The 22,433-nt window shown below is 31.4% G+C and carries 25 protein-coding genes; 22 read left to right on the forward strand and 3 right to left on the reverse strand.

From position 1 onward, the window contains the following. The first annotated feature begins 14 nt into the window (after nucleotides 1-14). From ilvC to QWY99_RS10220, 10 genes are all read left to right on the forward strand, one after another. A complete protein-coding gene (ilvC, locus tag QWY99_RS10175; RefSeq protein WP_290264480.1) occupies nucleotides 15-1,484 on the forward strand; it encodes a ketol-acid reductoisomerase in 1,470 nt (489 codons plus the stop codon). 564 nt (nucleotides 1,485-2,048) lie between these two features. Continuing rightward, on the forward strand, nucleotides 2,049-3,956 hold the full coding sequence (gene acs, locus QWY99_RS10180; protein WP_290264484.1) for an acetate--CoA ligase: 1,908 nt from the start codon (nucleotides 2,049-2,051) through the stop codon (nucleotides 3,954-3,956). Nucleotides 3,957-4,153: 197 nt separating this feature from the next. After that, complete coding sequence (locus tag QWY99_RS10185) at nucleotides 4,154-5,062, forward strand: GNAT family N-acetyltransferase (protein WP_290264485.1); 909 nt, start codon at nucleotides 4,154-4,156, stop codon at nucleotides 5,060-5,062. A gap of 189 nt (nucleotides 5,063-5,251) precedes the next feature. Beyond that, nucleotides 5,252-6,382: an NAD(P)/FAD-dependent oxidoreductase gene (locus QWY99_RS10190; protein ID WP_290264488.1), complete on the forward strand. Its 1,131-nt coding sequence runs from the start codon at nucleotides 5,252-5,254 to the stop codon at nucleotides 6,380-6,382. A 2-nt stretch (nucleotides 6,383-6,384) separates the two neighbouring features. Then, the gene (locus QWY99_RS10195; protein WP_290264490.1) at nucleotides 6,385-7,098 is read left to right on the forward strand and encodes a methyltransferase domain-containing protein; all 714 of its coding nucleotides are present in this window, start codon (nucleotides 6,385-6,387) and stop codon (nucleotides 7,096-7,098) included. After that, entirely contained in the window at nucleotides 7,095-8,147 is a 1,053-nt protein-coding gene (locus QWY99_RS10200; protein ID WP_290264492.1) for a type III polyketide synthase, read from the forward strand. The genes QWY99_RS10195 and QWY99_RS10200 overlap by 4 nt, the downstream gene beginning before the upstream one ends. Before the next feature lie 14 nt (nucleotides 8,148-8,161). Beyond that, entirely contained in the window at nucleotides 8,162-8,590 is a 429-nt protein-coding gene (locus QWY99_RS10205) for a 3-hydroxyacyl-ACP dehydratase FabZ family protein (RefSeq protein WP_290264495.1), read from the forward strand. Nucleotides 8,591-8,614: 24 nt separating this feature from the next. Next, on the forward strand, nucleotides 8,615-9,892 hold the full coding sequence (locus QWY99_RS10210) for a beta-ketoacyl-[acyl-carrier-protein] synthase family protein (protein ID WP_290264498.1): 1,278 nt from the start codon (nucleotides 8,615-8,617) through the stop codon (nucleotides 9,890-9,892). A gap of 20 nt (nucleotides 9,893-9,912) precedes the next feature. Beyond that, nucleotides 9,913-10,170 (forward strand): acyl carrier protein, encoded by a 258-nt coding sequence (locus tag QWY99_RS10215; RefSeq protein ID WP_290264502.1) that lies wholly within the window; start codon nucleotides 9,913-9,915, stop codon nucleotides 10,168-10,170. Beyond that, on the forward strand, nucleotides 10,167-10,658 hold the full coding sequence (locus tag QWY99_RS10220) for a 4'-phosphopantetheinyl transferase family protein (protein ID WP_290264505.1): 492 nt from the start codon (nucleotides 10,167-10,169) through the stop codon (nucleotides 10,656-10,658). Before QWY99_RS10215 ends, QWY99_RS10220 begins: the two co-directional genes overlap by 4 nt. Here the strand turns inward: QWY99_RS10220 and QWY99_RS10225 are convergent, their stop codons facing one another. Both QWY99_RS10225 and QWY99_RS10230 read right to left on the reverse strand, forming a co-directional pair. Continuing rightward, nucleotides 10,659-11,255 carry a 3'-5' exonuclease gene (locus tag QWY99_RS10225; protein WP_290264508.1) on the reverse strand — a complete coding sequence of 199 codons (597 nt, stop codon included), beginning with the start codon at nucleotides 11,253-11,255 and terminating at the stop codon, nucleotides 10,659-10,661. 1 nt (nucleotide 11,256) lies between these two features. Then, on the reverse strand, nucleotides 11,257-13,173 hold the full coding sequence (locus QWY99_RS10230; protein WP_290264511.1) for a DUF294 nucleotidyltransferase-like domain-containing protein: 1,917 nt from the start codon (nucleotides 13,171-13,173) through the stop codon (nucleotides 11,257-11,259). A gap of 258 nt (nucleotides 13,174-13,431) precedes the next feature. Between QWY99_RS10230 and QWY99_RS10235 the strand changes: the two genes are divergently transcribed. The 11 genes from QWY99_RS10235 to QWY99_RS10285 all read left to right on the forward strand — a co-directional run bounded on the left by QWY99_RS10235 (nucleotide 13,432) and on the right by QWY99_RS10285 (nucleotide 19,050). Next, nucleotides 13,432-14,553 (forward strand): hypothetical protein, encoded by a 1,122-nt coding sequence (locus QWY99_RS10235; RefSeq protein WP_290264515.1) that lies wholly within the window; start codon nucleotides 13,432-13,434, stop codon nucleotides 14,551-14,553. After that, nucleotides 14,550-14,774, forward strand: a complete 225-nt coding sequence (locus QWY99_RS10240; protein ID WP_290264519.1) for a hypothetical protein — start codon at nucleotides 14,550-14,552, stop codon at nucleotides 14,772-14,774. The genes QWY99_RS10235 and QWY99_RS10240 overlap by 4 nt, the downstream gene beginning before the upstream one ends. A gap of 99 nt (nucleotides 14,775-14,873) precedes the next feature. After that, the gene (locus QWY99_RS10245; protein WP_290264521.1) at nucleotides 14,874-15,101 is read left to right on the forward strand and encodes a hypothetical protein; all 228 of its coding nucleotides are present in this window, start codon (nucleotides 14,874-14,876) and stop codon (nucleotides 15,099-15,101) included. 50 nt (nucleotides 15,102-15,151) lie between these two features. After that, on the forward strand, nucleotides 15,152-15,316 hold the full coding sequence (locus QWY99_RS10250) for an HTH domain-containing protein (RefSeq protein WP_290264524.1): 165 nt from the start codon (nucleotides 15,152-15,154) through the stop codon (nucleotides 15,314-15,316). A 108-nt stretch (nucleotides 15,317-15,424) separates the two neighbouring features. Further along, nucleotides 15,425-16,147 (forward strand): hypothetical protein, encoded by a 723-nt coding sequence (locus tag QWY99_RS10255; RefSeq protein ID WP_290264526.1) that lies wholly within the window; start codon nucleotides 15,425-15,427, stop codon nucleotides 16,145-16,147. Nucleotides 16,148-16,149: 2 nt separating this feature from the next. Beyond that, complete coding sequence (locus QWY99_RS10260; protein WP_290264528.1) at nucleotides 16,150-16,662, forward strand: hypothetical protein; 513 nt, start codon at nucleotides 16,150-16,152, stop codon at nucleotides 16,660-16,662. Between the two features lie 117 nt (nucleotides 16,663-16,779). After that, on the forward strand, nucleotides 16,780-16,992 hold the full coding sequence (locus QWY99_RS10265) for a hypothetical protein (protein WP_290264531.1): 213 nt from the start codon (nucleotides 16,780-16,782) through the stop codon (nucleotides 16,990-16,992). Between the two features lie 120 nt (nucleotides 16,993-17,112). After that, nucleotides 17,113-17,283, forward strand: a complete 171-nt coding sequence (locus tag QWY99_RS10270; protein ID WP_290264533.1) for a hypothetical protein — start codon at nucleotides 17,113-17,115, stop codon at nucleotides 17,281-17,283. After that, a complete protein-coding gene (locus QWY99_RS10275) occupies nucleotides 17,261-17,827 on the forward strand; it encodes a hypothetical protein (protein WP_290264536.1) in 567 nt (188 codons plus the stop codon). The genes QWY99_RS10270 and QWY99_RS10275 overlap by 23 nt, the downstream gene beginning before the upstream one ends. A 123-nt stretch (nucleotides 17,828-17,950) precedes the next feature. Next, nucleotides 17,951-18,523 carry a hypothetical protein gene (locus QWY99_RS10280; protein WP_290264538.1) on the forward strand — a complete coding sequence of 191 codons (573 nt, stop codon included), beginning with the start codon at nucleotides 17,951-17,953 and terminating at the stop codon, nucleotides 18,521-18,523. Between the two features lie 17 nt (nucleotides 18,524-18,540). Then, a complete protein-coding gene (locus QWY99_RS10285) occupies nucleotides 18,541-19,050 on the forward strand; it encodes a hypothetical protein (protein ID WP_290264540.1) in 510 nt (169 codons plus the stop codon). A gap of 1,233 nt (nucleotides 19,051-20,283) precedes the next feature. Here the strand turns inward: QWY99_RS10285 and QWY99_RS10290 are convergent. Then, on the reverse strand, nucleotides 20,284-20,697 hold the full coding sequence (locus QWY99_RS10290) for a hypothetical protein (RefSeq protein WP_290264541.1): 414 nt from the start codon (nucleotides 20,695-20,697) through the stop codon (nucleotides 20,284-20,286). A gap of 151 nt (nucleotides 20,698-20,848) precedes the next feature. On the opposite strand from QWY99_RS10290, the gene QWY99_RS10295 reads away from it, so the two are divergent. After that, complete coding sequence (locus tag QWY99_RS10295; protein WP_290264543.1) at nucleotides 20,849-22,078, forward strand: multidrug effflux MFS transporter; 1,230 nt, start codon at nucleotides 20,849-20,851, stop codon at nucleotides 22,076-22,078. The last annotated feature ends 355 nt before the right edge of the window (nucleotides 22,079-22,433 follow it).

The following is a 22,433-nucleotide window of genomic DNA, read 5'->3' on the forward strand; positions in this document are numbered from 1 at the left end:
ACTAAGACTAAAAAATGGCAAATTATTTCAACACATTACCACTACGATTACAATTAGAACAATTAGGCGTTTGCGAATTTATGGAACAATCAGAGTTCGCTGATGGAATTACTGCTTTAAAAGGAAAAAAAGTAGTTATAGTAGGTTGTGGTGCTCAAGGATTGAACCAAGGTTTAAACATGAGAGACTCAGGACTTGATATTTCTTATGCGCTACGTGCAGATGCAATTGCAGAAAAAAGAGCTTCTTATAAAAATGCTACAGAAAACGGTTTCAAAGTAGGTACTTATGACGAATTAGTTCCAACAGCTGATTTAGTATGTAATCTTACACCAGATAAACAACATACAGCTGTAGTTACAGCAATTATGCCATTAATGAAAAATGGCTCGACATTAGCCTATTCTCACGGTTTTAATATCGTTGAAGAAGGAATGCAAATTCGTAAAGACATTACTGTAATCATGTGTGCACCTAAATGCCCAGGTTCAGAAGTTCGTGAAGAATACAAAAGAGGATTTGGTGTACCAACATTAATCGCTGTTCACCCAGAAAATGATCCAAATAATTTAGGTCTTGATCAAGCCAAAGCGTATGCTGTAGCAACTGGAGGACATAAAGCTGGAGTTTTAAAATCTTCATTTGTTGCCGAAGTAAAATCGGATTTAATGGGAGAACAAACTATTCTTTGCGGTATGCTACAAACAGGATCTATCCTATGTTTTGACAAAATGGTCGAAAAAGGAATCGAGCCTGGATATGCTTCAAAATTAATTCAGTATGGTTGGGAAACAATCACCGAAGCATTAAAACATGGTGGAATCACCAATATGATGGATCGCCTTTCAAATCCTGCAAAAATCGAAGCTTACGAAATTGCTGACGAATTAAAAGACATCATGCGTCCGTTGTTTCAAAAACACCAAGATGATATTATGTCAGGGGAATTCTCTAGAAACATGATGATTGACTGGGCAAATGACGATGTTAATTTATTGACTTGGAGAGCTGCAACAGGAGAAACAAACTTCGAAAAAACAGCTCCAACAGAAGCTCCTATTTCTGAGCAAGAATACTTCGATAATGGAGTATTAATGATTGCAATGGTTAAAGCTGGTGTAGAATTAGCTTTCGAAACAATGACAGAAGCTGGTATCATCGAAGAATCTGCTTATTACGAATCATTACACGAATTACCTTTGATCGCAAATACAGTTGCAAGAAAAAAACTATACGAAATGAATAGAATTATATCAGATACTGCTGAATATGGTTGTTATTTATTTGATCACGCTTGCAAACCGTTATTGACAGAATTCATGAAAACGGTAGATACAAATGTAATCGGAAAACCATTTTCAACTTCAAATGGAGTAGACAATGCGATACTTATTGCAGTAAACAAAACTATTCGTCAACACCCTATCGAAGAAGTAGGAGCATGGTTGAGAGAATCAATGACTGCAATGAAAAAAATTGGTTAATTAAATTGGGATTTCAACCTAAGTTGGAATTTGCGCTGTATCTCTATTTTTTACATAATATTTTGAATTAGTAAGCACTTATTAAGATAATATGGATATAGATGCATATTACTTTCACTTAACTACAAACGAGGAGATAGTTAAGTGGAGTAATACCTAATAAAAGACTTCGCAAATCAGTCTTTTATCTCCTAATTATATTAATAATGTTGCTGCTATTTTCAAAAAAAGGGAAAAAACACCCTAAGACAAAGAAGATAAAGCCATAACCCTCTTTACACAATAGATATAATAAAATCATTGATTAATAATTTAGCTAAGTCAATGTTTTTAGGCACTAAAATTAATTGTTGTTAATCTTGTTAATACTAAAGGCATGATAAATAATATCATGCCTTTTTTCATGTTAAAGTAAATTTATCTAGTAATCGCTAAATTTTAAGCAATTGCAAATTAATTACCACATTTTAAACGAATAGTGCAGTTTTTTGTCGTAATTAATAAATTAAATAGTTTTAAGAATACAAAGAGATTTAATACTTTTATAAAAAAAATTGAGAAACAATGAGTTATTACAAAATTGAAAATTTAGAACAATATTTTAAACACTACAATAAATCTGTTCGTGAACCAAGAAAATTTTGGGGAAAAATAGCAGAAGAAAATTTCACATGGTACCAACAATGGGAAAAAGTTGTCGATTTTAATATGGCAGATGCAGAGGTTAAATGGTTTTCTGAAGCAAAAGTAAACATTACCAAAAACTGTATCGACAGACATTTAAGTAAAAGAGGAGAAAAAACAGCAATAATATTCGAACCAAACGATCCATCAGAAAGTTCATTACACATTACTTATAATGAGTTATATGAAAGAGTTTCTAAGATGGCAAATGTTTTACGCGAACAAGGAATAAAAAAAGGGGATAGAGTTTGTATTTACTTACCAATGATCCCTGAATTAGCAATTTCGGTTTTGGCTTGTGCAAGAATAGGAGCAATACATTCAGTTGTATTTGCAGGATTTTCGGCATCGGCTGTAACTGCTAGAATAAACGATAGTGAATGTAAAATGGTTATCACTTCTGATGGAGGATTCAGAGGTAATAAAACTATTGACTTAAAAGCAATCGTTGATGAAGCATTAGAAACTTGTCCATGTGTAACTAACGTATTAGTAGCAAAAAGAACACAAACTGATGTAAATATGAAAGAAGGACGTGACCAATGGTTACAACCACTTTTAGATACAGCCTTAGATTATAATGTTGCCGAAATAATGGATGCTGAAGATCCGTTATTTATCTTGTATACATCTGGTTCTACAGGAAAACCTAAAGGAATGGTTCATACCACTGCTGGTTATATGGTTTACACAGCATATACATTTAAAAACGTATTTAGCCATGAAGAAAATGATATTTTCTGGTGTACTGCCGATATTGGTTGGATAACAGGTCACTCATATATATTATACGGTCCACTATTAAACGGAGGAACTACAGTTATTTTTGAAGGAGTTCCATCATATCCAGATTTTAGCCGTTTTTGGGAAATCATCGAAAAACATAAAGTAACTCAATTTTACACAGCACCTACAGCAATTCGTTCGCTAGCTAAAGAAAACCTTGATTACATTCAAAAATACCCTTTAAAATCACTTAAAGTAATTGGATCAGTAGGAGAACCTATCAATGAGGAAGCTTGGCACTGGTACAATGATCACGTAGGAGACAAAAGATGTCCTGTTGTAGATACTTGGTGGCAAACAGAAACTGGAGGAATTATGATTTCGCCAATTGCATTTGTTACACCTACAAAACCGACATACGCAACATTGCCACTTCCGGGTATTCAGCCTGTTTTAATGGATGAAAAAAGAAACGAAATAGAAGGAAACCAAGTTGTTGGAAGTTTATGTATTAAATTCCCATGGCCAGGAATTGCCAGAACTATCTGGGGAGATCACCAACGTTATAAAGACACTTATTTCTCTGCATTTCCAGGTAAATATTTTACTGGAGATGGGGCATTAAGAGACGAAGTAGGTTACTACAGAATTACAGGTAGAGTAGATGATGTTGTAATTGTTTCAGGTCATAACCTAGGAACAGCTCCAATTGAAGATGCTATCAACGAGCACCCAGCTGTAGCAGAATCAGCAATTGTTGGATTCCCTCACGATATTAAAGGAAATGCATTATATGGTTTCGTAATCTTAAAAGAAACTGGAGAATATAGAGACAGAGCGAACTTAACTAAAGAAATCAACCAATATATTTCAGATCACATTGGACCAATTGCTAAGTTAGATAAGATTCAGTTTGTATCTGGTTTACCAAAAACACGTTCTGGAAAAATTATGCGTAGAATTCTACGTAAAATAGCAGAAGGAGATTATTCAAACTTTGGTGATATTTCAACACTATTGAATCCTGAAATTGTAGAAGAGATTATGAAAGAAAAAATCTAATATCTTTTTCGAAAAATAAACACTAAAGCTGTCTCAATCTTTTTTGAGGCAGCTTTGTTGCTTTATAATAGTTTTTAATTTATAAATCTACTTGATATTGTTTAGCAAGTTTTTTCTATATAATTTAGAGACTGAATTCTAAATACATATTTTAAAACTAAGCCGTACTTACTACGAAATAAAAATTTTCAACAATAATGACTACTGAAAACATAAAAATAAAAGATAAAAATTATACTGTATACAAACAATATCAGCAGAACGAAAAACTTCGTTTGGAGTTCAATCGAATGACACAAGATTTCTGGGGATTTGATTTCGAAAACTTCTATCAATCTGGATTTTGGGATGATAAATGTATCTTATATTCATTATTCGATGGAGATAAAATAGTATCACATATAACCGTAAGCTTGTTCGAAAAAGAACAAAAAACTCTGATGCAATTAGGTACAGTAATGACAGACCCAAATTATCAAAACAAAGGATTGAATCGATTTTTGATGGAACGCATAACAACTGATTTCAAAGACAAAATTGAAGGTGTTTTTTTATTTGCTAACGACACTGTATTAGATTATTACCCAAAATTCAATCTTGTTCCAGCGTCTGAATTCGAACATTTTCAAACCAAAAAGAATACTGAATTTATTCAAAAACATACGAAACGAAAATTAGATTTAGAAAATGAAAAAGATCTTAATTTGTTTGAAATACTGGTAGAGAATTCCATTGCAAATAGTAAATTCCAAACTAAAAGTAAAGGGCTGAGTTTTTTTTACTGCCATTCTTATCCAGAAATGGGTTTTAAAAACAACATCTTTTTTATTGAAGAATTAAATTGTGTAGCCGTAATACAACTAGAAGAACAAGCTTTGCATATTGTTGAGATTTTCTCTCCAAACGAAATCAAAATGAATGATGTCATCTGTGCATTTGCAGATTTATCATTTGAAGAAGTTGTTTTAGGTTTCACCCCAAAGCAAACAATAGAGTTTCAACACAGAGATTATAAAGAAGAAGATTTACAACTTTTTGTTTCTCCTGAATTACAATCACTATTTAAAGAAAATCAATTACGAATTAATTCACTATCACATACTTAGATAATACAAATTCAAATAAAATATCTTCAATTATTAAACTAATTTAAATTAATCAATCCCAAATACTATTTCCTTCAAAAAATGATTTTTATATTTATAAATTACTTAAATTAGCAATAGTCTTAAACAATTAGATTTAAAAATCCAATTAAAGACACCATTACTGTTAAAAACGAATAATATCTACATATGAAAAAAAATCCTGATGTAGTAATTATTGGTGGGGGACTAGCAGGGCTAACTTGTGGCATTCATTTATCTAAAATGAAGCTAAAAGTAATTTTGATTGAAAAAAAAGAATTCCCAAAACATAAAGTTTGTGGAGAATATGTTTCTAACGAAATCAAACCTTATCTGGATTGGCTTCACTTAAAAATTCAGGATTTAAATCCTGTAACAATTACACAATTAGAATTGGCTGCTCCGAACGGAAAATTAATTCACTGTGATTTACCTCTTGGAGGATTCGGACTCAGCCGTTACACATTAGATTATCATTTATATAAAAAAGCAATCGAAAATGGATGTGAGATAATCCATGATACTGTTGAAGATATTAATTTTGAAGATGATTTATTTACAATCACAACCTCTGAATTAAAAACATTCGTTACTCGTTTCGCTGTAGGAGCATTCGGTAAACGCTCGAACTTTGATCAAAAACTGCATCGAAAATTCATTCTCAAAAAAGCGCCTTGGCTCGCCGTTAAATCACATTACAAAGGTGAATTCCCAAATAACCTTGTTGGCTTATATAATTTTGAAGGGGGCTATTGTGGCGTTTCAAAAGTTGAAAATGACATAATTAACATTTGCTACTTAGTCAATTTTGATTCATTTAAGAAATACAAAAACATAGATGAATTTCAAGTTAATATAATTTATAAAAACCCACATTTAAAAGAGTTATTCACCAATAGCAAATCTTTGTTTGAAAAACCACTAACTATAAGTCAAATTTCCTTTGAAAAAAAAACAGCAATAGAGAATCATATCTTAATGGTTGGGGACAGTGCTGGTCTAATCCAGCCTTTATGTGGAAACGGAATGGCAATGGCAATTCTTAGTGCCAAAATTGCTTCTGAATTAATTATAGAATATCATACTCAAAAAAATATTTCCAGAACAGAACTTGAAGATAAATACACCAAATTATGGAACTATAATTTCAAAAAAAGACTTAAAACAGGGCGATTTCTCGCCTTATTATTACAAAATAAAAAAAGCACAACAATCGTAATGTGGTTTTTAATTCAGTTTCCATTTTTACTCTCTCAGGTCATCAAAAGAACACATGGCAAATCTTTAATTCTAAATTAATAATGGCTATAAAAACCAAATATAGAACTGATAATCCAGAGATAATGGATGATTTCAATTTAAAAGGAGATGCTTTACAAGATGCTTTAGATAAAATAGCCAAAATAAATCAACTCCTTGGAGGAAACCAATTAACATTAGAAGGAGTTGAAAAATTATTAAATGGTATTAGCAAAGATAAAACAATCACAATTTTAGACATAGGATCCGGAAATGGTGACATGCTTAGGAATTTAGCCGATTATGCATTTAAACATGATTGGGATTTTAAACTTATTGGAATCGATGCAAACACTTTTACAGTAAATTATGCTCGAAAATTATCCATACATTATCCCAATATATTTTACCGTTGTGAAGACGTTTTTAATGAATCATTTAGTAAAATAGAATACGATATTGCATTGTGCACCTTAACTTTACACCATTTTAAGAACAACGAAATTATGAACCTGATAAACATTCTAAACACCAATGCAAGGCTAGGAATGGTAATTAATGATTTACATAGAAGTATTATTTCCTACCGCTTATTTCAAACAATGTGTTTTGTAACTCAATTAGACGGAATGTCAAAGAAAGATGGATTAACATCTATTTTAAGAGGATTTAAAAAAAGTGAATTACTTCAATTCTCAAAACAATTGAGCCTAACAAAATACACCATTCGTTGGAAATGGGCTTTTCGATATCAATGGATAATTTCAAAAATATGAGTGTAAAAATAACCGCCATTGCCAAACAATTACCCAAATATTCGAGAACCACCAAAGAAATTATTCTTTTTTTAGATTCATGGCTCTCGGGGCAAGACGAACGCTTTATCAGAAAAGTAAAGAAAATATTTGAAGGAGCAGCAGTTGACAAACGCTATTCAATAATGGATCCTACCGAAGTTTTCACAAATACATCTTTTGAAGATCGAAATGATATTTACGTACGAGAAGTTATCGATTTAGGAGAAAAGGTTTTAAAGAAAGCCTTAGATAAATCAAACTGGAAACCTGAAAGCCTTGACTATATTATTACGGTAAGTTGCACAGGTATTATGATTCCATCTTTGGATGCGTATCTTATAAACAAACTAAAACTACGACAAGATATCGTACGTCTTCCCGTAACCGAGATGGGCTGTGCCGCTGGAATTTCAGGAATAATTTATGCGAAAAACTTTTTAAAAGCCAATCCTGGAAAACGAGCTGCAGTAATAGCAGTCGAAAGTCCAACAGCAACTTTCCAATTAGATGATTTTTCGATGGCAAATATTGTATCAGCAGCAATTTTTGGAGATGGAGCTGCTTGTGTATTGCTTTCTTCACATGCAGCCGATAATGGACCAGAAGTTCTAGACCAAGAAATGTATCATTTTTACGACAATATTCATATGATGGGATTTAAGCTTGTAAACACGGGGTTACAAATGGTACTCGATATTGAAGTACCAGAAACAATTGCATCACATTTTCCCAATATCATTCACCCCTTTTTAGCAAAGAACAATTTAAAAATAGAAAATATAGATCATTTGATATTTCATCCAGGAGGAAAAAAAATCATTCAAACCGTTGAAGAACTTTTTTCAGATTTAGGTAAGAACATCGACGACACAAAAGAAATACTGCGTCTATACGGAAATATGTCTAGCGCAACTGTTTTATATGTTTTAGAGCAAATTATGGACAAAAAACCTAAAAAAGGAGATAAAGGCTTAATGCTGAGTTTTGGACCTGGCTTTTCGGCTCAGCGCGTTTTATTGCAATTTTAAATTAAATTCCAAAAATGACAAATCAAGATATTATAGACAAATTACCCTATAGCAAACCTTTTTTGTTTGTCGATGAAATTATATCCATATCCGAAAATAGAGTAGAAGGAACCTATTATTTTGATGAAAGTTTAGATTTTTATAAAGGCCATTTTCTATCAACCCCAGTCACTCCAGGTGTAATATTAACCGAAGTAATGGCACAAATAGGATTGGTGTGTTTAGGAATTTTTATATTAAACAAAGAGTTAGAGAAACCTACTTCAATTGCTTTAACATCAATTGAAATAGATTTTTTAAAACCTGTTTATCCAAACGAAAAAGTAGTTGTTATTTCAGAAAAAATATATTTCCGATTTGGAAAATTAAAATGCAAAGTAAGCATGAAAAATCAACTCGGAATTGAAGTTTGCTCTGGAACGATTGCCGGAATGATAGTTTAGTTTACAATTAAAAGACAAGTAAAAATGCAAAAAAGAGTTGTCATTACAGGACTGGGAATTGTTGCTCCAAATGGAGTAGGACTTGACTCGTTTACATTTGCATTAAAAAATGGAATATCAGGCATTAAACACGATACTGAATTAGAACGCTTACAATTTTCTTGTCAAATTTCAGGAAAACCAGAATTATCTACTGAATTAATTGCAAACTATTTTACTGAGCTTGAATTACGGAATTTTAATGCCACAGGAATTTTATATGGTGTAATTGCAGGTTTAGATGCTTGGAAAGATGCAGGATTACCAATTCTAGAAAGTGAAAACCCAGATTGGGACAGCGGTACTATATTTGGAGCTGGAACATCAGGTATAGAGAAATTTAGAGAAAGTATTTATAAAATTGACGATCTACAAACTAGGCGTTTAGGAAGTACTGTCGTAGCACAAACAATGATTAGCGGTGTAAGTGCTTATTTGGGTGGTAAACTCGGACTTGGAAATCAAGTCACCACAAACTCATCAGCTTGTACAACTGGTACAGAAAGTGTTTTAATGGCTTATGAACGAATAAAATTAGGACAAGCCAAACGTATTTTAGCAGGAAGCACCAGTGATTCTGGTCCCTATATTTGGGGAGGATTTGACGCCATGAAAGTTTGCACTTTCAAACATAATGACTCTCCAGAAAGAGGCTCAAGACCAATGAGCATGAGTGCATCAGGTTTTGTTCCAGGTAGCGGTGCTGGAGCTTTGATACTCGAAGATCTAGAAACTGCCCTAAACAGAGGAGCTCGAATATATGCCGAAGTTTTAGGTGGAAATATCAATTCAGGTGGACAACGCGGAAGCGGAAGTATGACAGCCCCAAATGCAACTGCTGTACAAAAATGCATTCGTAATGCTGTAGAAAACGCAGGTATTTCTACTTCAGAAATTGATTTAATTAACGGACATCTAACAGCAACATCAAAAGATGCTTTGGAAATTGAAAATTGGAGCATTGCATTAAATCGTAAAGGAAAAGATTTTCCATATATAAACGCTTTAAAATCAACTATAGGTCATTGCTTATCTGCAGCAGGAAGTATCGAGCTAGTTGCTTCGGTTTTACAGTTACATCAAGGATTTATTTTTCCAAATGTAAATTGTGAAGATATAAATTCCGAAATCACATCAATTATTGATAAATCCAAAATTCCAACTCAATTAATCAACACTGATTTAAATAGTATCGCCAAAGCTAGTTTCGGTTTTGGTGACGTTAATGGTTGCGTGATTTTAAAAAAATATAACAAATATTAACCTAAAACTAACTATCAGATATGAATAACCAACAACAACTATTAACCGAATTAAAGTCAATTGTTAAACCTTATGTGAAAAATGATACTGCTTTTGAAAATTTTACAGAAGACACAAATTTTATAACTGATTTAAATATTAATTCTGCCAACTTAGTAGATATTGTCTTAGATGTCGAAGAGTTTTTTGACATTATAATTGATAACGAATCGATGGAAAAATTGGTTAACGCAAAAACCGCTCTAAGCATCATTCAATCCAAACTAAATGAAAAATGATCGGAAATGATATTATAGATCTCGAAACTGCAAAAAGAGAAAGCAATTGGAAACGCAACCGTTTTTTGGATAAAATTTTTACTCCTCAAGAGCAATTTCTTATTCTCAATTCTGATGTACCCGAAATAATGGTTTGGAATTTATGGAGCCGTAAAGAAGCTGCCTATAAAATATACAATCGTGATACGAATATAAACGGTTATTTCCCAACGAAATTAATCTGCTTTTACGAAAGTGCTAATTTGGGTACAGTATCTATAAACAACAACTTATATCACACCAAAACAATAATTACTAAAGATTGTATACATACCGTTGCTGTATCTCAAAAAGAAAACTTGACTAAAATTATCAAATTAGATTACAACACAAAAATATTTAAAAATCAAAGGCTTCCATATATAATAGATACTTTAACAAAAAATGCAATACCAATTTCGATAAGTCATCACGGTCGTTTTATTGAAGCAGTAAGAATCAAGCAGTAACTATTTTATGCCTAACCTTGATTTGAGTTTCAAGAAAAGCAATGCAATTCTGTAAGCATCCTCTGAAGAGGAGTTTCTCTCGCTATTTGGTATTTTATAGATAGCACATAATTCATCCAGAGAAAACTGTCTATCATTGATATCATGCAATTTACGATACATAACATCTACATCTAGCGCTTCATTTTTAAGTCTTCCACAATCCAATTTCTCCAGAGCAGCGTTAATCATTTCGACATCAAAATTAATATGATGACCGACCAAAACACCATTACCAATATATTCAATTAAAGATTTAATTGCTTCTGGTTCTGGTAATTTCTCCATTTTGCTTTCAATAATAAATTCATTCGTAAGTCCGTTATCATGGAAAAATTTGTATTGCAACAAGACAGCTTCAAAACTATCTTGAATGACAATACTATTATTTATTACAGCAAATGAACCAATAGACAATATAACATCTTTTGTTGGATTCAACCCAGATGTTTCTGTAGATAACACAACAAAACGTTCCGATTTATTCTCAAATTTAGAAAGGTATTCTTTCCAAAAATCAGGATATTCTTTGTTTATATTTTTCAGCCATTCTAGCATATTACGAAAATTGGGTCAATTGAAATTTACTTTTTATAAGCTCTTCTAGCTCTCTCATTGGAGCCAATGCATTTTTTAATTTTTCTTTATCGCTTTTTGATAATTCTCTTAAGTTGATATATTGTCCTGAATCATCATTCTTCAATCCCTCAATAGTTCTAAACTTTGACAAGGTTAAGAAAGCCTCAGCACAACTAAGATAAATATCAGCATTCTTAGAATCTGTAATTGCTAGTTGCTTAAATCTTAAATAGGTATTTTTAATTCCTTTTATATTCGAACTTAATATTAGCAAACGTGCTCCATCAATTAATGGCATCAATGCACGAGTTTTAATATCGAATTTAAACTTATACGGCCCTTCTTCTTCAACATTAAATTTCTTAAAGAAACTCAACGGTGAGTTTTTTCTCAACGCATCATTACCTAAGAAATCAAAGAATAAAACATTGTTTATTGCGTTTTTAAATATCACATTCTCAATTGCTTCTTCAATTTTAGGTTCTCCAAAAACAATTTCATAATCAAAGAAAATACTACTTAAATCATTGCTGTTTTCACCTGGAGTGTTCATCCAACTGTTATACTGTTTCGTCCAATCAGTCAATGACTTACACCACATCATATTACTAGCCATATGCCCGTTTGGACAATATTCATATCCAATTTTCTCTAAGGTTGCTGTAGTTCTTTTAGCCAGATTCAAGAAATAATCTTTTACATCGCGGTATTTTTCTGCAGTCACATCTTCAAAAATCAAAATACTATCCTGATCCGTCAATAAAAGTTGTTCTTTTCTTCCTTGACTTCCAATACTTAACCATGCAAATCGAGCAGGAGGTGAGCCCATCTCTAAAATTGAAAGCTCAACAGAACGTTTTATTAACGCCAAATTAATCTCATTTGCAATATTACTAATATGTGAAAGCGGTATGTTTTTTTGTATATAATTTTGAATCAAATCTGATAAACGATCTCTAATTTGCTTTAAATCTTTTGGTGATTGCGAACGTTTGATTTCTTTTATCAACACTCCAGGATTACTGGCTTGTGCAACAATTAAGTCATGCTCTGAGATAACTCCTTTTACAGCAGATTTGCTTGTTCCATCTTTTGTAACACATAAATGACTCACATTATGCTTAAGCATTAGCAATTGTGCTTCGGCTAATGAAACATTTTCAATTACTGTTACAACAGGTGAGGACATTATTTTATCAATAGTTTCATCAATTGAGAATCTACCTGTAGCAATTTTAGATGATAAATCAGCTTCAGTTACAATTCCAATTGGATTGTTATTTTCGCAAACAACAATATTATCTACCATAGCATCTGTCATACGCAAAGCAACATCTTTTACAATGTTATTTGCTTGAGCTTTTAGTGGAGAATTATTATAACTTAATGACTGAATATATTGTATTTCTGACTGTTGATCAGAATAAAACATATTATCAGAAATATGATTTCCTTTAGTATCAGAATTGTCTTTTGCATGACGCGTATTTGCAGCAAAACTTTCTAACAAGAAATTTAAAACATCTGGATTGTTTGCAACAAATGGTCTAAATACAGCGATTGGTATTGCATACACAATACTTTCTTCTCTGGCTTTTGCAGTCATCATGTAGTTATTCTTAGCGAAAAAAGGACGTAATCCAAATATATCACCTTCATGACATTTATTAAGCAAAGTTTCTTCAGCATCGGCAATTACCGATAAATTAATTACACCCGAAGCTACCACGTAAAAACTATCGTGTAAGGGATCATTAATTTGAAACAATACAGCGTGTTTTTCTAAATTAATAACACGAATATTGGTTGCAATCTCAGATAATTCTTGAAAAGTTAAATTATCGAATGGCGGATATTCCTTCAAGAAATCTGCAATATGCTCAGCAATTGTATTCATAAGTCTGATAAATTTTTAGAAAGTATCGTTTGTAAAATTAATAAAATAAACCCTTACAATGAAAGCATAATTAATTTTGAATCTATTTATTTTACCATATATTAAGCTAAAATAAGCAATTAAAGCATGCAATTACAAAGATAAGGTTTCATAAAGTCTTTTTCATGTTTAAAAATATTCTATTTTACATAATATAAATTATAGGTCAAACAGTATGTAAGTTATTTACTATCAAGCATTTAAAACCTAGATTAAACTATGTTCAACACAGGATTAATAGATTCGTTAAAAATTCGTGTCAAACTTGATAAAGTTAAAATACTCGATAAGAGATTAATAACTGATTTTATTGCTTATTATCCATCTATTGAAGACTTAGACAATGACGGAAACGAACAAACAAAATTAGGAGATAACTACCGTAAAGCTGAACCATTTACAAAAATCATCAACGGTATTACATATCGTTTTTATATTAAAGCTTTCATTGATAAAAATAAACTTGCACATGAATATGTAGTCTTTCAAATTTCTGCAAAAATGTTAAAAGAAAGATACTTTGAAGGAATTACCTCTCAAAACTATCATTTTATTGTTGATGATATTAACTCGTTTGGCGTTTTAAAAGTATCAAGACAAGACTTTTTACAAGGTTTAGTATCTGATATTGATATATGTATCAATCAATTAATCGATTTAAAAAGTTTAAAAACTGCATTTTCTTTTATTCTTCAAAATCCAAATTCTGGTAAACTACCGCTTATACATCATATTAATAATTCAAATGCTTTAAAAAATACAGCCAATTTAGGAATGGATTTTAATAAGCGTGAAAAAGCCTCTAATTCTGCACCATACTGTAAAATTTACCATAAAGGTTTTGAATTACTTTCTAAATCAATTGTTTTTTACAAAGCTTATTTAGAACCTATGAAAGCTTCGGTAATAGATAATTTGGTTCGTTATGAATTTACAATTAAGGCGCATAAACATAAAGAATACTTAATTAAAAACGGCTTAAAAGCTGATTTTAAGACATTTTACGATTTACTATTGGCAAAACCGAAAGATTTAAAATTAATTGCTCAAAGCGGTTTAAAATGCTACATAGATAAAAAAGAAAAAAGTAATGTTAGTAAAGAACAATCTCCCACTGATATTATGGTCCAATTCTATATTGAGAATTTAATTGCATTAGGATTTGATAAAGAAAAATTACTTGGTTTTCAATACTCTATCGATTGCCCTGTTGCAAAATCAAGAACCAAAACAAAAGCAAATAAATTGATAGATGATTTACTTAATAGAGATAAAAATTTAAGTAATGAAATACAGCAAAATGAACGCTCTAATAACTTTTTAAAAAATTTAGGAATATGAAAAAAAACTTAGTTTCAATTAAAAATTTAGAATTAAACAAAAATTATTGGATTGTCAATGGTCTATGGGAATTTAAAGTACAAGAAATTACAGAGACACATGTGAAAATTTGGATTTACGGCACTTCAAAGTCTATATTTTTAGATAAAAATGATGATAGAAGATTTACCATTGAACCAATAAATAAAAATTCAAATTCTCACAAAATACGCAACTCCTAGTAAACGCGCAAATCCCGACTAATGATAGTCGGGATTCAATTAACAATAATGTTAAATCATGATTACAAAATAATTTTATAAATTCTTACAAATAAGCCTATGAAAAATCAATGCCAAGATTGCCATTATTTTAATGGTGACAGACACAAGAATGACCCACGTACTGAACATGCGGGAATTTGCTCCAAATGGTGTGAAGTCGTTCCAAAGAAAGATACTTGTAATCAGTTCTTTGCAAAGTCTAATTTAACGGAACAAGAAATTTTTAAACCTCTTATTGATGTTGCCAAATTACCTCCAGCAAATCAATTGAACTTATTTAATTAAAAAGGAGGGGATTGCACTCCCCTCCTATCAAAAACCCAAAAATTTAACCTATGGAACAATTACAGAAAATTACCGCAAAAGATTTGGCTCAAAAAATGGGCGTAAGTATCAAAACTGCAGAGAAATACATGAAAGACGTAAAACAAGAATACGAAGTCAAAGTAGTTCTATTAAATCATATTAATACATATTTCAAAGTTAATGCCAAAAAGTAAATGATTGTAAAAAAACGTAAATAATCCCTCAAAGTCGGTAAATCCGATTTTGAGGTTTTTTTTTATAAGCAGATTTGTACCAATAATAATTTAACCAAAATTTAGTGTATGGAAATTTATAAAGGTACAGGTAAAACAACATCAGGTACAATTTTATTGACTAAAAGCATATCAACTTTAATTGTTGCTTCGTCATTAGAATTTAATCAACTAACAAACGAAACTATTCGAGTTGAAGTTGAAAGAGCCAATGGCTCAAACTTTGAAATTACAAAAGGATCTATGTTTTTAAAGGATTTTATTTTAGCTAATACCTATGGTGAGGATGCTATCGTTAGCGATACTTCTAGAACTTTAGGGTTAATTGCTGTATGTGAAATTTGTAATGAGGGTTCAATCCATTTATTTGAAAAAGATGTAATAAAAATTACATTAAATAGCTTAGATGCTACTAAAACTTATGTTTTGAATGGTATTGAAGAACCTGAGACAAGTACTCAAATTTTCTCATTTGAGCATAAAAGCATGAGTTCTGAGGACACAAATAAAGATTTCAATGTTCATGGTTATGACATTCTTGTATTAGATAAGTCTGATACAATCGAAGAAATCAATTATACTTTTTCAAACGGTCAAGTGGTAAAATACTCGCTTTACGAATTGGAATGTATGAGTAAATCAACAGACCCTGTGGCTTATGTTAAGTCAAATGGTGTCGTATTTAGTGCTTTTCCTGACAAAATACAACTGCCATTATTAGCTGTTGATAATATTAATATCAGAAAAACACAAGGTACCGTAATCAATTTAATTCTTAGAAATCATTTGTAATTATGGGATTTTTCAAAAAAATTGGTAAAGCCATCAAAAAAAATGTTTCGTTTAAAAACTTGGTAAAAGTTGCTACTCCTATAATGGGTGCTATACCAATCGCAGGAGGTTTTATTCAAAATACAGTCCAAGGTTTTAGCGCAGCGCATGAGGCTAAAAAAGATGCAGAAAATGCGCAAAATGAATACGATAGACAAGTTGCAGAAGCTAAAGCGGAATCAATAAAGCAACAAACTTTAGCCTATGCGGGTCAAAATGTTGGTGCTTTGGTAGGTTCAGGTGCTCAAATTTTTGCAAAAGGTGTAACTGAGGGGGTTTATAATGGTGCTTCTACAGGTGTAAAGCAAGGCTTAGGAACTGTAGGTGCAGAGGTTGCCGATTCAGCTTTAAAGGCTTGGTTTAAAAAGCATTGGAAGCATATTTTAATCGGTCTAAGCGCAATCGGTGCTATTTATTTAATTAAAAAGCATAACGACGATAAAAACCCGCGCAGACGTGTTCAAAGACGAAGATAAATTTAAACTGAAGTATTATCGAATTTACGGTTTGATTTTCCTGATAGATACGGTAATACTTCTTCTAAAAAAATTAGGCGATTTAATCGCAATTATAAATCAAATATTTTAAAAAAGATGTCAAAAAGTAGAATTAGTACAGATAGATTCGGAAATGCTTACCAATTAATTGGTTGTAAGGATAAAAAAGGAAACGGATTTGCACAAGGTTATATTGAATTAGGCGGTAAGTTATACAAGCTTGAACCATCAGTAGCACAAAAAGAAGGTGTTGAATTTTGGGTTAAAGTTACCGCAGTCAAAAAAAGACCAACTAACTCATCAATGTAATGTTTTTCAAAGGGCTAGCAAAATTATTACCTCTTATAATTCATGAGATTGCAGAGGTAATTATCGAAAAAATAAAAGAGCGCAGAGAGCGCAAAGTTGAACAACAAACAAATCAAGAAAATGAAAAGCATTAGTACTATTACAAACGTTCTTAAAATTATTGTTAAATATGGTGCATTTATCGCTGTAGCTGTGAAAGTTGTGCAATTTGCACATGATGAATTTTCAAAGCTAATTGATGAAAAAGACACTAAAAAAATAGATGAAAATGTCGAAAAGCTTTCTGAATAATGCTGGATTACCGCTTGGATTACGAAATAATAATCCTGGCAATTTACGATTGACAAATATTGCTTGGCAAGGTAAAATACCTAATGTGCAAAACACAGGTAAAGGTTACGAGCAATTTGTAAATGTTTATTTTGGTTTACGAGCAATGCTCAAAGACTTAATTAACGATATCGGAAAAGGAAAAAATACTGTAAAACTTTTAATTTCAGAATATGCACCTAAAAGCGATAATAACGATACAGATGCTTATATTAAGTCTGTATCTGCAACATTGGGGGTCTCTCCTACTCAAAAGCTTACGGAAATTGATTCAACCTTTTTACTTCGTTTGTCTAGAGCGATACTTAAGGTAGAATTAGGAAAACAGTATCATTCAAAAATTACTGATGCTGATATTGTAAAAGCAATTACAATGCTCGGTGATGTTTCAACCACAAATTTAAAGGTAAGCATTGATAAATTCGCTTTGGCAAAACAGTATATTTTGCCTGTCTTAATTACAATCGGGCTTTTTTTTTATTCATACGTAACCATAACAATTTAAAACCAAAAACAAGATGGAAAAATTAAAACAATTTTGGCAAGAGAACACAAAAGCTATTTTAATAGTAGCGGGATTACTTGCAACATATTTTATTTATACAAAAATTAAACAAAATCAAAAATAATGAGAAACGCTAGAAAAAAACCTAGCTTCTTAGATACTAAAATAATCCCGTTCTTAAAGAAGTACGGGATTTTTTTAATCGTCCTTTTTCTTGTATTTCCTTATGCATATAAGTATTTAAAGAGAGCAATTGAAAGTATTAAGGATACTAATCTAGAAGCAAAAAAAACAGAAAATACAAACGAAAATGCAAAAGCTGACCCAATAATTACAAAAGGTAAATTAGAAGCTATAAAGAAAAGATACCCAACTTTAAACAAAAAAACAATGGACGGGCTTAGTGCTTCAGCATTTAAAATTGCTAAAGCATTTGGTACTAATGTAGATGATAATCATGTTTTATTTGGCGGTTCAATTGATTTATATAATATAAGCGCTTGGGGTGAGGATGAAAAAAGTGCTATGTCAATATTAAAAAAACATACAGGAACCTTCCCAATATTAGAAGAGTTGTATTATAAAACAGCTACAAAATCTAAAAATTTGAGAAATGATATTTTGAAATATTTGTCTAGATCACAATACGAAGAAATGTCTAAATTTTACAAATCCAAAGGCTATAATTGGCTTTAATTCAAATAAAAAATAATATGTATACATTATACTACTTAAGCAAAAATTTACAATTAGATTCAATTAAAGTATCTAGTTTAGATGTACCAATATTATGCCCTGAAGACTTGATTTTTTGTAATCTTCGAGAAGGAATTAATTTTATTAAAGAACCTCATAAATGTATTGATTTTACAGATTTAGAGCGTTTAATTATTGCATCAGAGTTTACAGATACTTCTCTAATTAAACAAGGTGATTATCGTAAGGCAAATTCTTATTTAAAGCCATTGTGTCAAATTGATGTTCCTTTGGTCTTAAGTGAAGTACAAACAAATAGAGCCTTATGGAACTATCCAAAGGCCGTATTGGTTTTAATTTCAAACAGCGAAGAAGGTCTGTTTACTCCATTAATTAATGGAAATGAACAAGATTCTATTTTTATGAATGAATCGCCACTTATGCCAAATCAAACTTATTGGGTGATGCTTAAAGATGTACAAAAAGGGATTTTTTCTAATAAAATGCTTCACCTTATGCCAATGTAAAATTTTAACAGTTAATTTAAATAATTATGTATATTTGTCTAAACTTCAAGGAGGGATAAAAGGTAGTGGAATACCTCTCTCGGCGAAATAATCAGATATTTATGTATATTCCAAAAACTATTTATACCAATAGTATGCTCATTAATTTGGGTATACTATTTTTTTTTATCTCTAACCCCCTAAGCTATGGAAGATTTTAAAAAGAAAAATGATTACTCAGTAACGGTATATCACAATCAGGAAAAAAGACTATTTACTGAATATGTACATAACATTTATTCTTATGGTCAATGGCTTCAAAAACAGGCTATAGTATGGGATTATCTCCTTGTTTACGTTAGGCGTACAAGACAGGTACTTTGTTTCTATAGAAATGGGGATTTTCTTGACTCATATCCTACTTTCCAAAGTAGGGGTAGAGTAAAACAAAACTGGTAATATAAGTAACAAAAAAAAGAGCCTCAAACGCTAGTGGAATAGCTCGGCTCTCATTGAAATAATCAATGCAAAGATAATAAAACTTTCGTAAAATTTACTACTATCCATACTATAAATTATAGTTCATTTTTTAAGTCTCAGTTTTAAGTCTCAGTTTTAAGTCTCAGTTTTAAGTCTCAGTTTTAAGTCTCAGTTTTAAGTCTCAGTTTTAAGTCTCAGTTTTAAGTCTCAGTTTTAAGTCTCAGTTTTAAGTCTCAGTTTTAAGTCTCAGTTTTAAGTCTCAGTTTTAAGTCTCAGTTTTAAGTCTCAGTTTTAAGTCTCAGTTTTAAGTCTCAGTTTTAAGTCTCAGTTTTAAGTCTCAGTTTTAAGTCTCAGTTTTAAGTCTCAGTTTTAAGTCTCAGTTTTAAGTCTCAGTTTTAAGTCTCAGTTTTAAGTCTCAGTTTTAAGTCTCAGTTTTAAGTCTCAGTTTTAAGTCTCAGTTTTAAGTCTCAGTTTTAAGTCTCAGTTTTAAGTCTCAGTTTTAAGTCTCAGTTTTAAGTCTCAGTTTTTCCACAATCTTGTCTTTCTGAGGAACGAAGAATCTCCACAATCAACTAATAAAAACTTCTCTTTTGTTGCGGAGCTACTTAATGAGTTCCATCCTTCGTCAGGAAGACAAGATTGGGTTTGTTGATTGAGACTCCGTTTTTCTTCAAAATTGCAAACTGTAAAATACAAACCTAAGATATAAGTCTAAACTTGTAATAAAAAAACCACCTTATTGCTAAGATGGTTTAATATACTTGCTTTATAGCATTAATATTTCTTCAAGTAAACGGATTTTCCATTTACAAAAACTCCAAATTGATTTTTGTCTTCGTAGTAAACTGTTTTTATAACATCTCCTTTGAAAAGCGAAATATCTCCGTGAGTTCTTCCGTCTGTTTTTGTAGTGTAATCAAATTTAATTGTTTTATTGTACGGACCTACTGCTAAACTGTATGACGTAAACGGAGTTCCTCTTAAGTCAAATTCTTGTCTTGAATCGATGATTTTTTCCTCAGAATAAAAATTTGTAATTTGTTTAGTAACAGGAATGTCAGGGTAATATTTATTCACTTTTTCAAGAAATTCATGTTGCTCAACACTTACCGGTTCAATTTTGGAAGTAATCGTTTGAGAAAAAGAAACTGTAGTAACTAAAAGTAATAATAAGGCACATCTTTTCATAATTGATAATTTTAAATTGATAATTATAGCCATTTACAAAGCTAACTATGTTAAAAAAACAGTTATTTCACTAAAAAATTCTTTAATGATTTAACTAAGATACGAAATATTTATCTTTGCATTTAAATAAAAATAATATTTTTAAAATTCAATGACTACAAAAAAATACATCAAATTAATCCTTATTTTAGGATCTTTAACTGCTCTTGGTCCGTTTTCTATCGATATGTATCTTCCTGGTTTCTCAGGAATTGCTAGAGATTTAAACACCACAGTTGCTAAAGTTTCGATGAGTCTGTCTAGTTATTTTATAGGTATTTCGGCTGGACAATTACTTTACGGACCTTTATTAGATCGTTTTGGACGAAAAAAACCTTTGTATGTAGGGTTAATGGTTTACATATTAGCCTCTTTAGGATGTGTTTTTGTTACTGATATTGATACTTTTATTGGTTTGCGTTTTCTACAAGCTGTTGGTAGCTGTGCTGCAACTGTTGCTTCTGTGGCAATGGTTCGTGATCTTTTTCCTGTAAAAGACATTCCTAAGGTTTTCTCTATGCTTATGCTTGTTGTAGGTTTATCTCCTATGCTTGCTCCAACTATTGGTGGTTATGTAACTTCTGATTATGGTTGGCATACTGTTTTCTTTATATTAATGTGTATGGGAATCCTGATTTTAATCGGTGCTAAAATTGGTTTGCCGAACACACGTAAACCTGATACATCTATTTCGTTAAAACCGAAACCTATTATTACAAACTTTCTTAACGTTGTAAAAGAACCTCAATTTTTCACTTACGCCTTTACGGGTGCTGTGTCTTTTTCTGGTTTGTTTACTTATGTAGCCTCCTCTCCTATTGTCTTTATGGATATTTTTAAGGTTGACGCTAAAATATATGGTTGGATTTTTGCTTTTATGTCTTTAAGTTTCATTGGTGCAAGTCAGTTGAACTCTTATTTATTAAGAAAATATTCTAGTCAACAAATGATTTTTGGAGCGTTGATCACTCAATCTGTAATTAGTATTGTGTTTTTGATTTTGGCGATAAACAATTTGCTTGGCTTATACGAAACAATCGGTATGTTGTTTATTTATTTAGCATGCCTAGGAATTTCAAATCCCAACACTGCTGGTCTAACCATGGCTCCTTTTTCTAAAAATGCCGGAAGCGCATCGGCATTAATGGGTGCTATTCAGCTTGGTTTAGGTGCAATTGCTTCTTTTGCAGTTGGTGTTTTTGTTAAAGATTCTCTTATTCCGATGGTTGCTATTATGACTACAACTACAATTACTGCTTTTATTATTTTAAATATCGGTAAACGTTTTATAAAACAAAATATTGAGATCTCTAACGATGATGAATCTCCAATACTTCATTAGTTTTTTTAAAGGCGCTAAGGCTTTAAGGAACTAAGACTAAAGGAGGTTCAAAGTTGCAAAGGTTTTTAAGAAAGATAATATTGAGAAAGTGAGAAGTGAGAAGCAAGATGCAAGATGCAAGACCGCAACTGAAAACTGAACACTGGAACTGTCCTTCGTCTCCGCCCAGGATGACACTAAAACCACAAACTGAAGAATCTAAGAAGTCTAAGAATGTCTAAAAATCTAAGTAGTCTAAGAATGAGACTGTAAACTGAGACTAAATACCACTTCGACTCAACTCAGAATGAGACTGAAACCACAAACTGAAGAATCTAATAGTCTAAAAATCTAAGCAGTCTAAGAAATCTAAATA

Origin of the sequence: Flavobacterium branchiarum (assembly GCF_030409845.1) — a bacterium.
GTDB lineage: Bacteria > Bacteroidota > Bacteroidia > Flavobacteriales > Flavobacteriaceae > Flavobacterium > Flavobacterium branchiarum.